The 12,740-nt window shown below is 73.0% G+C and carries 10 protein-coding genes; 5 read left to right on the top strand and 5 right to left on the bottom strand.

What is annotated here, in order from left to right:
• Positions 1 to 67 precede the first annotated feature (67 nt).
• A complete protein-coding gene (locus ABGB01_RS03600; protein ID WP_347770245.1) occupies positions 68 to 427 on the bottom strand; it encodes an SgcJ/EcaC family oxidoreductase in 360 nt (119 codons plus the stop codon).
• 8 nt (positions 428 to 435) lie between these two features.
• Positions 436 to 1,095 (bottom strand): SDR family NAD(P)-dependent oxidoreductase, encoded by a 660-nt coding sequence (locus tag ABGB01_RS03595; protein ID WP_347770243.1) that lies wholly within the window; start codon positions 1,093 to 1,095, stop codon positions 436 to 438.
• Positions 1,096 to 1,258: 163 nt separating this feature from the next.
• Here ABGB01_RS03595 and ABGB01_RS03590 point away from each other — a divergent pair, with 163 nt between their 5' ends.
• Entirely contained in the window at positions 1,259 to 2,737 is a 1,479-nt protein-coding gene (locus ABGB01_RS03590) for a PLP-dependent aminotransferase family protein (protein ID WP_347770241.1), read from the top strand.
• A gap of 35 nt (positions 2,738 to 2,772) precedes the next feature.
• Here ABGB01_RS03590 and ABGB01_RS03585 read toward each other — a convergent pair whose 3' ends face one another.
• Both ABGB01_RS03585 and ABGB01_RS03580 read right to left on the bottom strand, forming a co-directional pair.
• Complete coding sequence (locus tag ABGB01_RS03585; RefSeq protein WP_347770239.1) at positions 2,773 to 4,128, bottom strand: FAD-dependent oxidoreductase; 1,356 nt, start codon at positions 4,126 to 4,128, stop codon at positions 2,773 to 2,775.
• Positions 4,129 to 4,512: 384 nt separating this feature from the next.
• The gene (locus ABGB01_RS03580; protein ID WP_347770237.1) at positions 4,513 to 5,373 is read right to left on the bottom strand and encodes a helix-turn-helix transcriptional regulator; all 861 of its coding nucleotides are present in this window, start codon (positions 5,371 to 5,373) and stop codon (positions 4,513 to 4,515) included.
• A gap of 155 nt (positions 5,374 to 5,528) precedes the next feature.
• Here ABGB01_RS03580 and ABGB01_RS03575 point away from each other — a divergent pair, with 155 nt between their 5' ends.
• Positions 5,529 to 6,551 carry an aldo/keto reductase gene (locus ABGB01_RS03575; protein WP_347770235.1) on the top strand — a complete coding sequence of 341 codons (1,023 nt, stop codon included), beginning with the start codon at positions 5,529 to 5,531 and terminating at the stop codon, positions 6,549 to 6,551.
• 63 nt (positions 6,552 to 6,614) lie between these two features.
• Here the strand turns inward: ABGB01_RS03575 and ABGB01_RS03570 are convergent, their stop codons facing one another.
• A complete protein-coding gene (locus ABGB01_RS03570) occupies positions 6,615 to 7,802 on the bottom strand; it encodes an erythromycin esterase family protein (protein ID WP_347770233.1) in 1,188 nt (395 codons plus the stop codon).
• Positions 7,803 to 7,892: 90 nt separating this feature from the next.
• Here ABGB01_RS03570 and ABGB01_RS03565 point away from each other — a divergent pair, with 90 nt between their 5' ends.
• The 3 genes from ABGB01_RS03565 (at position 7,893) to ABGB01_RS03555 (ending at position 12,733) form a co-directional block, all read left to right on the top strand.
• The gene (locus ABGB01_RS03565; RefSeq protein WP_347770231.1) at positions 7,893 to 8,576 is read left to right on the top strand and encodes a TioE family transcriptional regulator; all 684 of its coding nucleotides are present in this window, start codon (positions 7,893 to 7,895) and stop codon (positions 8,574 to 8,576) included.
• 151 nt (positions 8,577 to 8,727) lie between these two features.
• Complete coding sequence (locus ABGB01_RS03560; protein ID WP_347770229.1) at positions 8,728 to 10,779, top strand: hypothetical protein; 2,052 nt, start codon at positions 8,728 to 8,730, stop codon at positions 10,777 to 10,779.
• Entirely contained in the window at positions 10,772 to 12,733 is a 1,962-nt protein-coding gene (locus ABGB01_RS03555) for a TOMM precursor leader peptide-binding protein (protein WP_347770227.1), read from the top strand. The genes ABGB01_RS03560 and ABGB01_RS03555 overlap by 8 nt, the downstream gene beginning before the upstream one ends.
• The last annotated feature ends 7 nt before the right edge of the window (positions 12,734 to 12,740 follow it).

Raw genomic sequence — 12,740 nt, 5'->3', positions numbered from 1 at the left:
GACCGGCGCGGCCTTCTGGTCTTGACCGCGTCGCCGGGAGACATGGCCTGTGAGTGATGACCTCGAGTCAGTTGCGTGTGGCGGCGTGATACTGGTGGATGAGCCAGGTGCCATCCGCTTGTCCGGCTACGACGGACAGGCAGATCAGATGGATGTCACCGTTGGGTGCGGTGAAGGTCACCTCCGCGAATCCATGCACGACCGCCTGGCTCAACCGGGCGGCGGACAGCACCTTGGCCTGTGCCGTCGTGCCGCGGGTGACCCTGCCGTAGTATTCGGAGATCTCCTGCGGGCCGCGTCGCAGCCGCGGACTGATGCCCTGGAAGAGCGCGTCCCGGCTGAACAGCGAAGCGATCTCGGCCGGCTTGTGTTCGTTGAAGGCCCGCTGCCAGCGGTGAAGCAGCCCGGTGAGCACATCTGTGGCCACGGAGCCGGTCATCTCGAGCTGCCGGCGTGCAGAGCTTCCCGCTCCCACTGGTGTCGTGGCTGCGTGTGCAGCCGCCAGTAGTGCTCGGCGATGTCATCCGGGTCGAAGCCGGTGCCGGGGGCGACCGGGCCGGCCACGGTGACGCTCGCCACGTGCACCCCGGAGGGCCCGTACTCCCGGTCGAGCAGCGTGACCAGGGTTCGGACGCCTGCCTTGCCCAGCGAGAGGCTCGTGTACTGCGGCTTGGGCTCGGGCATGCCGCCCGTGATGAGGAACGTGCCGTTGCCTCGTGCCGCCATCGCGGGCGCGACGTGGGCGGCGGCGTTGAGTGCGCCGACCACGTTCACCGCCCATGCCTCCATGTGAGCACGTACCGACAGCTCGCCCGGCGCGTCGGCCTGGATGATCGCGGCGTTGTACACGACGACGTCCGGCACGCCATGCTCGCTGACAGCCTTGTCGAGCGCGGCGTTCAACGCGGCCTGGTCGGTGCTGTCGGCCTCCACCGTGACAACCGGAACACCACGGGGAGCAACCGCCTCGTACACGGTACGCAGCGTCCGCTCGCTCCGGGCGATCAGCGTGATCGACAGCCCCTCCCTCGCGAGCCGGCGAGCCACAGCCTGCCCGATCCCCGGACCCGCACCAATGATCACTGCACTCGGCATCGACATCTCCCCACTTTCGTGATCAGCGATGGTTGGGACGGTAAGGCGTCACATCCATGTGAAGGTCAAGCGGCGACCTGGCTCACGAGACCGGGGGGCACATTGTCGCACCACCACGAAGAGCACCTGGTAGGAGTCGGCACACGCCGATAAGGTGCGATCCGTGGGGCGATCGAGGACCGGGCCGGCCGAGGACCTGCTGATCGAGCTCGACCGCGACGCCGGGGTGCCCCTGCACCGGCAGATCGAGGCGTCCATCCGGGCGAGCGTCCAGGCCGGCCGGCTGCGGGCGGGCGCGTCGCTGCCGCCGACCCGCACCCTCGCGGCCGGCCTCGGGGTTTCCCGCGGGGTGGTCGTGGAGGCCTACCAGCAACTCGTGGCCGAGGGCTACCTCGCCAGCCGGTCGGGCGGCTACACCCAGGTCGCCGCGTCGATGCCGCCAGCCGCCGGTGCGGGCGCCGCGGCGTCCACGGCGCGCCCGGCCGCGCGCGGTACCGCCATCGGGGCCGCCGTCGGGACCGGCATCGGGACCGGCATCGGGGCGAACTTCAGGGTCGACTTCGGGTACGGGCGCACCGACGTGTCGCAGTTCCCGCGGGCCGCCTGGCTGCGCTCGGTTCGTTCCGTGCTCACCACCGCGCCCAACGACCGGTTCGCCTACCTCGACGGGCGTGGCGTGCCCGAACTGCACGAGGCCCTGTGCGACTACCTCAACCGGGTGCGCGGCACAGCCGCCGTCCCGGGCAACGTGGTGATCTGCAACGGCTACGGGCAGGGCATCGGGCTGCTGATCCAGGTGCTCGTCCAGCACGGCGCCAGGCGGATCGCCCTGGAGGACCCGTCGTCCAACGACGACGCCCGGGTGCTGGCCGGCGCCGCCGGCCTGGACATGGTCGGCATCCCGGTGGGTCCGGACGGCGTCCAGGTCGATGCGCTCCATCGGGCCGACGCCGACGCGGTCGTGCTCACGCCGTCGCACCAGTGGCCCACCGGAGGAGTGTTGTCGGCCACGGCGAGGGCCGCGGTGATCCGCTGGGCGAAGCGTCGCGGCGCGATGGTGGTCGAGGACGACTACGACGCCGAATACCGCTACGACCGGTCACCGGTGGGCGCCATGCAGGGCCTGGCGCCCGATCATGTCGTCTACTGCGGCACGGCCAGCAAGACGCTCGCGCCGGGGCTGCGGCTCGGCTGGCTGGTGGTGCCGCCCCGGCTGGTCGCCGACGTCACCGCGGCGAAGGTGCTCGCCGACCGCGGTTCGCCGGTCATCGACCAGTTGACGTTCGCCGACTTCCTGGCGCGCGGCGAATTCGACCGCCACCTGCGCCGGATGCGTCCGGTGTACCGCCGCCGCCGTGACGCGCTGCTGGACGCCCTGCGCACCCACCTGCCCGATCTGGAGCCGGCCGGGGTCGCCGCCGGACAGCATGTGGTCGCCTGGCTCCCGCCCGGCCTCGACGAGACGGCGGTGGTGACGGCCGCCGCCCGGCACGGGCTCGGCATCCGCGGCGTCGGTCCGTACCGGATCTCCGGCGGCGGACCGGGTGGCCTCATCTTCGGCTACGCCATTCTCAGCGAGAGCGCCATCGCCGAGGGGGTCGCGCTGCTGGCGGCGGCCATCCGGGAAGTACGCGGGGCCTGACCCGCTGCGCCGGCGGCCCATCCAGGGCATGCGCATCAGTCCGCCGGGCGGATGTTCTGGTTCAGGTGGAACACGTTGCCCGGGTCGTACGCGGTCTTCACCTCGGTCAGCCGGGCCAGCTTGGCGGCCGAGTACGCCCGCCGGATGCCGCGCCGCCCGTCGGCCACCTCGTCGGCGGTCAACGAGTTGACGTACACCCCGCTCGCGTACGGTTCGAGTGCGGACCCGGCGTCGCGGGCGGCGCCCATCCTGGCGTCGTCCTCGGCCGGGTCGGTCCAGCGGGACCCGGCTCCGAACTCGAACATCGTGCCGCGGTGGCTGAAGGCCGCGTCCGCTTCCGGGACGTCGTCGATCGCGCCGCCGTGCGCCTGCAGGCCGACGCCCGGCAGGTACGGGCTCGCGCTCAGGTCGGTGCCGCCCCGCAGCAGGAACGCCTCGATCGCCTCGGTGGGGAATCGGCGCAGGTAGTGCCCCTTGGAGTAGCGGCGGTAGGCGTGTCCGCCGGTGGAGTCGTCACGTCGCTGGAGTTCGAGGTACGACGGCGTGGTGACGCGCGACGCGACGGGACGCCCGAGCGCCCGCATCGCGGGCAGCAGCCGGCGGCCCTCGGCCGGGTCGCCGGCCCACACGAACCCCAGCGTGGCGATCGGGCCGGCGGGACCGCCGCCGACGCCGGCGGTGAACGTCGCCTGCCGGGGCGCGACGGCGTTCAGGTCACGCCAGCCCTCGATGACCGGGACGGCGTCCTCGGCGCGGAAGTCGAACTCGGCGACCAGCGTCCGCGTGCCGGTGCGATGCAGCTGGAACTCGAACTCGGTGACGATGCCGAAGTTGCCGCCGCCGCCGCGCAGGCCCCAGAACAGGTCGGGGTGCTGCTCGCGGCTCGCGGCCACCACGTCCCCCTCGGCGGTGACCATCGTGTAGGAGACGACGTTGTCGCAGGCCAGGCCGTACTGGCGGGCCAGCCAGCCCATGCCGCCGCCGAGCGTGAGCCCGCCGACGCCGGTGTGCGAGACGTTGCCGGCGGTGGTGGCCAGGCCGTACGCCTGGGCCGCCCGGTCCAGCGCGCCGAGCAGCGCGCCGCCCTGCACCCGGGCCCGGCGACGGGCCGGGTCGATCCGCACGCCGCCCATCGGCGCCAGGTCGATCATGAGGCCACCGTCGGGAACGGCGAAGCCGGCGACGTTGTGACCGCCGCAGCGCACGCCGATCTCCAGGTCCAGTTCCCGGGCCAGCCGCACGGCGGCGACCACGTCGGCCACGCCGGCCGCGCGGACGATCATGCGTGGACGCCGGTCGACCATGGCGTTCCAGACAGTACGGGCGGTGTCGTAGCCGGCGTCGCCAGGCGTGAGGAGCCGGCCGTCGAAGCGGGTCGCTGTCGTTGTCATGCCCCTCAGCCTGACAGGAATTGGTACACGCGATAAGAGCCGATTCTTGAGGCCATTTCAGGACCAATTTCGCGAGGAGGACGTGCGGGCCGCCCTGCCCGCGGGCCGCCCCTGGTTGTCCTCGAAGTATCGGCCGGTGACGCCCTTCAGGAGAGGCGAGGCGGCCGGCAGGACGGAGGTGGCGGCCCCCTGCTCGGGAGTCTTGTAGTACGGCCCGCACGTTGCCCTCGCCGTCCATCACGCCGAACGCGCGCATGGTGTCGTCGTCGAGGTGCCGCTGCAGGCGGGTGAGGATGTAGCCGGGGTTGAGCGCGCCTCCCCCTCCCCGGCGACCCGGCCGTTATGCCGCACCGCCGCCTTCATCGTCGTCCGGGACGCAGGTCGTCACGTACGTGTCGCCTGGCCGTGTCTCAGGTTCTGGAGGCCGACCACGCGCAGCAGTTGCAGCCGCTCGTACGCCCTGCTGCCCGGACGGGCGGAGTAGATGACCAGCCGCTGATCGTGCTCCGGGTTCGCCAGCACCTCGCAGTCGAGCTCCAGCAGGCCGACGACCGGGTGCAGGAAACGTTTGGCGTCGGCGCGGCGTACGGCGACGTGGTGGGTGTCCCACAGCGCCGCGAACTCCTCGCTGCGGGCGCGGAGCCGGCGTACGAGCCCGGCCAGCCGCGCGTCGTCCGGGCGGCGGGCGAGCGTCGCACGCAGATCCGCCACTGCTGTGCGGGCGGCACGCTCACGGTCCTCGGCCGGGAAGAGCTCCCGCGCGGACGGGTCCGTGAAGAAGCGCCACGCGATGTTGCGGTCCACCTCTGGGCGGGTGGAGGCGTCGCCGTGCAGCGCCTTGGCCAGCGCGTTCTGGGCGAGGATGTCGCCGCAGTCGCTCAGCACCTGGGCGGGAGTGTCGGTCAGCCGGTCGAGGACGAGCAGCAGGCCGGGACGTACGTGCTCCGTGGACGGCCGGTGGTTGCGCGGTGGCTCCTCGCCGGCCAGGTAAAAGAGGTGGTCGCGTTCGTCGCCGGTCAGCCGCAGCGCGCGGGCGACGGCGGCGAGCATCTGGCGGGACGGACGCGAGCCCCTGGCCTGCTCGAGCCGCGTGTAGTGGTCGGTGGACATGCCCGCCAGCTGCGCCACCTCCTCGCGGCGCAGTCCGGGGGTGCGGCGCCGCGCGCCCTGCGACAACCCGACGTCGGCAGGGGCGAGACGGGTACGGCAACGGCGCAGGAAGTCGGCCAGTTCGGTTCTGTCCACCCCTCCACCATGCCCGGTACGCGGGGGCACAGCCAGGGACGGCCCGTCCCCGGCTAAGGGCGTCTCTCCCGCCGCCGCCCGCACCGCCGCACGCTGGAACCGGCACGCCCCGAAGGGTGCCGCACGTTCATTCACGGAGAAGGGCATATCTCGCCATGCACTACCGCACGCTCGGCCGGACCGGGATCAAGGTCAGCCCCTATGCGCTCGGCGCCTTGATGTTCGCCACGTCCGTCGGCAACCCCGACCCCGGCGACTCGGCCCGCATCATTCACAAGGCGCTGGACGCGGGGATCAACTTCATCGACACCGCCGACGTCTACGGGGACTCCGAAGAGGTCGTCGGCAAGGCGCTCAAGGGGCGTCGGGACAATGTCGTCCTCGCGACCAAGGTGAGCCGCCCGATGGGTGACGACCCCAACCAGCAGGGCGCCTCGCGGCGCTGGATCATGACCGCGGTCGAGAACTCGCTGCGCCGCCTGCGGACCGACCACATCGACCTCTACCAGATTCACCGGCCCGACCCCGCCACCGACATCGAGGAGACGCTTTCCGCGCTCTCCGACCTGATCCGCAGCGGGAAGGTCCGCGCGATCGGCACGTCCTCGATGCCGGCGTCCGACATGGTCGAAGCCCAGTGGGTCGCCGAGCGGCGCGTTCTGGCGCGCTTCCACACCGACCAGCCGCCGTACTCCCTGCTCGACCGCGGCATCGAACGCGAGGTGCTGCCGGTGGCCCAGCGCCACGGGATGGGCACGCTGGTGTGGGCGCCGCTCGGGCAGGGACTGCTCACGGGTCGCGTCCGCAAGGGCCGGCCGAACGAGCTCCGCCGCGCCGGCTTCTTCCGGCACCTCAACGACGAGCGCCGGCTCGACGTCGTCGAACGGTTCGTCTCGCTCGCCGAGGAGGCGGGCCTGCCCCTGACCCACCTCGCCATGGCGTTCGCGATCGCTCATCCCGGGGTGACCAGCGCGATCGTCGGGCCGCGCACGATGAGCCACCTCGACGACCTTCTCGCCGGCGTCGACGTGGCACTCACCGACGAGATCCTCGACCGGATCGACGAGATCGTCCCGCCGGGCACCGACGTCGGCACGCTCGACCAGGTCCACGTGCCGCCGGCTCTCCAGCAGGCGGGTCTCCGCCGCCGGCCCGTCAGCGACCGCGCCGCCGCCTGACGACCCCGGGCGCGCTACCGGCTGTCGAGGTGGGGAGGCGCCTGCGGTGACTGGCGGGGTGTGTCAGGCGTCCTCGGCTGGCGCGCGCCCTGGCCAGTCCAGCTTGACGGCCTGCTTGACGAAGACGATGCCGTCGATCATGTCGAGCTGGGCCTGGTCGAGCGGGAAATAGGCGAAATCGCGGGAAACGCGCTTGGCAGGCTCGGTGACGGCCTCGGCCAGGTGGCGGGCGTCGATGAGAGCCTGATCCCACGGGAGCGTAGACAGGACGCCCTCGGCGGTGTCCGGGTGCGGGGCGTCGTCGCCGACCACGCCGAAGGCCGAGGCCAGGAAGGCGTACCGGTCACCAAGGTGCTTCGCGGTGATCGCCCCCGCGCTCCACCACTCCAGCATCTGGTCGCCGAACGGCATGAGGCTCTTGTTCCGCTGCAGGTGGAGGTTGCTGGCGAAGACCAGTGCGGGGCCGCGCTCGGCGACGGCGCCCAGGTTGGCGGCCATCATCGCGTCCCGCAGGGCCGACAGCCGGGTCCACCGCGCCGGGGACGCGTCGGCCAGCCAGTAGTGGTAGCGGAGCAGGCCGGTGGCGGTGCGCCCGTACAGCGCCGCCCGCTCCCAGTCCTCCGCGCCCAGCCGGGGCGCCTGCGTGTCGAGCAGCGCCACCAGGTCGTCGGCGATCAGGCGCAGCCGCTGGGCGTCGGCGGACCGGCCGACCGACTGGGACGGATCCATGGCCGAGGCCTCGTTCGCCCACCGCTCGTCCGGGCCCAGCAGCGCGTCGAGGGTTTCCCTGGTGCAGGGCAGCGGGCCGTCGAGGAGGGCGTACAGGGCGGTGAGCGCCTGGCGCGGGCTCGCCGCCCAGTACTCCAGAGGGCCGTCGAAGCCGTAGAACCGGAGCTTTTCTTCATGCTCCTCGTTGTACGCCCGCATCCAGCGCACGAGCTCGCGGTTGGCCGCGAACGTGCCGAAGTTGTGGCTGAAGCCGCGTTCCATGACGTCGTCGAGCGTGCCCGCGCCCGTCGCGACGTACTCGTCGACCACGAGGCCCATGAGGCAGTCGCTCTCGATGGCGAACGACCGGTAGCCCTCGTGCTCGACCAGGTGCCGGAAGATCTCGTTGCGCACCTCGCCCAGCTCCCCCACGAAGTGCCGGGCCTCGCCCAGGCCGAGCAGCAGGGGCTGGGCGGGCAGCGACCGGAGGAAGGCCGAGACGCCCGCGCCGTCGAGCGGCCGGGCAATGTCCTTGATATCCATACATTCAACGGTATCCTTGAACATTCGGTGTAGACTTTTCCGCGAAAGTCCCGCTTCTTTCGCGAACAACCCTCAATCGGTGGTGCATCCATGAGGCCGGTGGACCTGGCGCGCGAGCACGGCCTGTCCACGCAGGCGGTCAGGAACTACGAGGACGCCGGCATCCTGCCCGCCGCCGGACGCACCGTCCACGGCTACCGCACCTATACGCCGCTGCACGCCCAGGCCCTGCGCGCGTTCCTCGCCCTCGTGCCCGCGCACGGCCACCAGACGGCCACGTCGATCATGCGGGCGGTCAACCGGGACGCCACCGAGGACGCGCTGCGGCTCATCGACGAGAGCCACGGCCAGCTCCTCGACGACCGGCGCACCCTCCAGGCCGTCGAGGCCGCGCTCCGCGATCTGGCGCCCGTGCCGCAGGAGCGCGGCGACACGTTCATCGGCCCGCTGGCCGGGAGGCTCGGCATCCGCCCTGCCACCCTGCGCAAATGGGAGAACGCCGGGCTGGTCCGGCCGCGCCGCGATCCGCAGACGGGCTACCGGGTCTACAGCGCGGCCGACGTACGGGACGTCCGGCTGGCCCACCAGCTGCGGCGGGGCGGCTACCTGCTGGAGCAGATCGCGCCGCTGATCGCCCAGGTGCGCTCCGCCGGAGGCGTCGCCCCGCTGGAGTCGACCCTGCGCGACTGGCAGGCCCGCCTGTCCGCCCGGGGCCGCGCCATGCTCAAGGGTGCCGCCGACCTGGACGCCTACCTCAGGGCCCTCGAATCCTGAGGCGGGACGACCGTGTTCGATCGGGGCGGTCGTCCGGTCAGTTACCTTCCGTTATCAGCTGACGGATTTCGCGATTATATCGGCAGAGAGAGGCACATAAAAGAGCGGATTTATCTTTACTTAAACGGTTCCGGTTTCTAACATCCCATTCATGGGAGCGCTCCCAAACGCCGATACGGCGATGAGACCGCAGCTACGCGACGACGTACGGTTCGTCGAATGCCCCGACGGCGCCTACGTGCACAGCGACTACGGTGCGTGCACGCTGCGAGGACGCCAGGCCTACGCCTGGCTCGCGAGGCTGGCACCCGCGCTGACCGGCCGCCACACCCTGGCGGAGCTCACCGCGCACCTTCCCGACGACCGGCGGGCCATGGTCGAGCGCCTGGTGGGCCGGCTCGCCGAGCAGCGGTTCGTGGTGGACGCCCGGCAGGCGCGGCCCCACGGGCTCACCGCCGCCGAACTGCGCGAGTACGCGGAAGAAATTGCATTCATCGGCTATGCCCTGGATTCGCCGGAAGCCCGGTTCGAGCGGATACGTCGCGCCCATCTGGTGCTGACCGGCTCAGGGCCGCTGCTGGAGGCGCTGGTGGGAGCGTGCGCCGGCTCGGGATGGCGGCGGATCACGGTGATCTGTCCCGCTCCCGAGGCGGCCGGCCGCGCCGCCGACGCCGCCCGCCGCGACCCCGCCCAGGAGATCAGTACGCTCGCCTCCACGCGCGACGCCGACCTGCCGGGCCGGGCGATCACGGGGGACGCCGACGTCCTGCTCCAGGTCAGCGAGGATCTCGACGAGCTGGTGGCGACGGCCCGCGCCTGCGAGGCGGCCTCGGTCGTCCTGGGTCAGGCCCTCGTCGGCCCCGCGGAGGTCTGGCTCGGTCAGGTGGGACAGCCCGCGGCCACAGCGGTGGAGTCGGGCTGGCATCGGCTGGCCGGGCTGCCCTCCGCGGCCCCGGCGCCACCGGACGAGGACCTGCTCACCGGACCGGTGCCCACGGTGGTCGCCGCCATGCAGGCGCTCGCGGGTTTCGCTCACGTGACCGGGCTCGACACGGATACGGAACGCCGGCTCACCAGGGTGGACCTGCGCACGCTCGACACGCTCCCGCACCGGTTCCTGACTCACCCGCGTGCGGGCGCCCGTCCCGGCGCACGTTCGGAGGCGATCGGTGAGCTGACGGAGGCGCTGGCCGCCATCATGCGGGAGGACGAGGCGCCGGCGGCACCAGGACCGGCCGCGGACCGGGCGGGCGCCGTACAGGCCGGGGCGGTGCCTGCTCTGGAGAAGGCGGCTGCCACGCTCGACGCGGAAGGGCTGCTCGGCCTCACCTCCGAGCTGGTCGGCTCCCGCTTGGGCCCGATCGGCCTGCTGGACGAGCAGGCGCTGGCGCAGTCACCGCTGGCGATCTGCCAGGCGGTCGTCTCCGACCCGTTCGGCGCGCTGCCCGGCTGGGCGCCGAGCCCGCTTGTGCACGGCTGGGGACCTGACCAGCGCACGGCCCGGCTGCGCTGCCTGCTGGCCGCCATGGCCACGTACGGTCTGCTGGCCCTCGGCCCTGGCGAGGAGGCGGTGTGGGGGGTCGAACTGCCGGGCGGGCGTCCTCGGCCCGTGCCCAGGGCCGCCCTCCGGCTCGACGGCTCCGGCACACCACGCGCCCCGCTCGGCACCGGCGCCGGGCTGAGCTGGCCGGAGGCGCTGGCCGCCGGTCTGCGGGCCCACTGCGAGCACCTGCCGGCCGCCCACCTGCCGGCCGCCCCCGACGACCACACCGGCCCGGGCGCGACAGCGGCCCGCGCCGACTCGGGCGGGACGGACGCGGAGGCGCTGCTGCGCCAGCTCGCGCTGGCCGGTGAGAGCCCGCGGATCCGCGACCTCACGGCCGCTCTCGGCGTGCCCGCCGTCGCCCTGACGCTTCCCGGCCGGGAGACACTTGTGTCCGCGGCCGCCACCGTGCCCGACGCACGGCGCGACGGCCTGGAACGGCTGCTGTTGCGCTGGCAGTCCCGTACGTCCCGGCAGCATGCGTACGCCGGAGCCCGTCCCCTCTGGCCGCCGGACGGCTACCCGTCCCAGGCCGTACGGACGATGGCCGGGGCGCTGCGCCGCGCGGGCAAGGTGCCGGTGGCGGTGCCACTGGACGGCGATCCCGAGGCGGCCCGGTTGTTGCCGTTCGTCCTCCGAGTCGTCCTCGTCGATGACTGAGGCCGCCCTCACCACGGTCCGGTCCGCCACGGACCCTGACCTGGCCACCGTCCTGGGCGAGGGACGCCTGCACGCGGCCGTACGCCAGGCGCTCGCCGCTGGGCAGGGAGGCGGCGTGATCGTCGTCGTGAGCGACGCCGACGACAGGCGGCCGTACCCGGCGGTGGCGCGACGCGCGGCCGAGCGGGACGTGCCGTGGCTACCGGTGCGGGTCGAGACCGGCTGGGCACTGGTGGGCCCGGCCGTCCGGCCGTCGCGGCCCGGCTGCCCGACCTGTGTGGAGCGCAGGCGCACGGGCAACCGGCCGGACGCGCCGGCACGTGACGCGCTGCGCGAACGCTGGGCCGCCGACCTCGATGTGCGGCCCAGCGCCCTGCTCACGCCCCTCGTCTCACGTACGGTCGCCGCGCTGGTCGCCGACGAGGTGCGCCGGCTGCGCCACGACCCCGGCTCCGCGCGGACCGTGGGGGCGCTGCTGAAGGTACGCCTGCCGACCGCCGCGGTGCGCCGCCATCGATTCCTGCCCGACCCGCTCTGCCCCGACTGCGGCGCCCGGCCGGACGACAATCCGCACTTCGGGCGGTACGTCCCGCGCCCGGCGCCCAAACCGGACCCCGCGACGTTCCGGGTCGGCGGGATCAGCGGCCGCGCGGCGGAGCTGGAAGAGCGGTTCGTCGACGCGGAGACCGGCATCGTGCAGGCCCTCGTCGCGCAGGAGCACGGCGGCGGCCCGATGGCGGTCGCCCGGCTCAGCCCGGTTCGCACCGAGCACGAGAGCCACCACGGCTACGGCCGCAGCGACGACTTCGTCTCGGCGCGGGCCACCGCCGTCGCCGAGGCCCTGGAGCGGATCGCCGGCATCCATCCGCGAAGCCGGCGCACCGCCGTGCGCGCCGCGTACACGGACGTCGCCGACCACGCTCTAGACCCGCGCACGCTGGGCCTCTACCCCGACGACTGGTACGACCAGCCCGGTTTCCTGTTCACCCGCTTCGACCCTGAACGCCCCACGACCTGGGTGTGGGCGTACTCCTTCGCCAGGAACGCCCCGGTGCTGGTGCCGGAGAGCTACGCCTTCTTCGGCCCCCGCCCGCCGGACGACCTCGGGTTCGCCTACGAGTGCTCCAACGGCTGCGCCCTGGGCGGCCACCCGGCGGAGGCGATCCTGTACGGCCTGCTGGAGGTGGCCGAGCGGGACGCGGCCCTGGCCACGTGGTACGCCCGGATGCCGATCCCCCGGGTCGACCTCGGCTCGGCGGCCGACCGGCGTATCCCGATGCTCGCCCGGCGGGTACGGGACCGGCTCGGCTACGAGGTGCACGCATTCGCGGCGCTGCTGGAGCAGCGGGTGCCGGTGTTCTGGGTGATGGCCGTCGACGCGCTGGGCGGCGAGGACCGGCCGCGGGCGCTGTGCGGGTCCGCCTCGCATCTCGATCCGGAGCGAGCGCTCCGCCGGGCGCTGGAGGACCTGGGCCCGATGCTGGCCGGTCATGTCGAACGCTACGATCCGGCGTCGTCGGCGCGGCTCGCGGCCGATTCCGACGAGGTGCGCCTGCTGGAGCACCATCCCCTGGCCTACGGCCACCCGGACGCGTTCGCCCGGCTGGGCTTCCTGCCGCTGGAGGGGCCCACGCTGAGCGTCGCCGAGGTGACGGCCCGCGTGGGCTGGCCCGAGCACGACGACCTCACCGAGGACGTGGCCGAACTGGCCGGACGTTACCTGACCGGCGGGCTCGACGTGATCGCCGTGGACATCACCTCGCCGGAGGCGCGCGGGTGCGGCCTGTCCGCCGCGAAGATCATCGTGCCCGGGACGATGTCCATGACGTTCGGGCACCGCTACCGGCGGGTCCACGGCCTGCCGCGGCTGCTGCGCCTGCCCCGGCTCCTCGGCTACCGGGACCGCGACCTGCGGCCCGGAGAGCTGAACCCGTACCCTCACCCGTTCCCGTGACCGCGAA

Origin of the sequence: Nonomuraea sp. B5E05, assembly GCF_039880665.1 — a bacterium.
Taxonomy (GTDB): Bacteria; Actinomycetota; Actinomycetes; order Streptosporangiales; family Streptosporangiaceae; genus Nonomuraea.
This window is presented reverse-complemented; position numbering and strand designations above follow the sequence as displayed.

Bases quoted from the DNA above. Each gene is read 5' to 3' on its own strand.
- ABGB01_RS03560 (WP_347770229.1), top strand. From the start codon at position 8,728: ATGGGAGCGCTCCCAAACGCCGATACGGCGATGAGACCGCAGCTACGC.
- ABGB01_RS03555 (WP_347770227.1), top strand. From the start codon at position 10,772: ATGACTGAGGCCGCCCTCACCACGGTCCGGTCCGCCACGGACCCTGAC.
- ABGB01_RS03585 (WP_347770239.1), bottom strand. From the start codon at position 4,128: ATGACAACGACAGCGACCCGCTTCGACGGCCGGCTCCTCACGCCTGGC.
- ABGB01_RS03575 (WP_347770235.1), top strand. From the start codon at position 5,529: ATGCACTACCGCACGCTCGGCCGGACCGGGATCAAGGTCAGCCCCTAT.
- ABGB01_RS03570 (WP_347770233.1), bottom strand. From the start codon at position 7,802: ATGGATATCAAGGACATTGCCCGGCCGCTCGACGGCGCGGGCGTCTCG.
- ABGB01_RS03565 (WP_347770231.1), top strand. From the start codon at position 7,893: ATGAGGCCGGTGGACCTGGCGCGCGAGCACGGCCTGTCCACGCAGGCG.
- ABGB01_RS03595 (WP_347770243.1), bottom strand. From the start codon at position 1,095: ATGCCGAGTGCAGTGATCATTGGTGCGGGTCCGGGGATCGGGCAGGCT.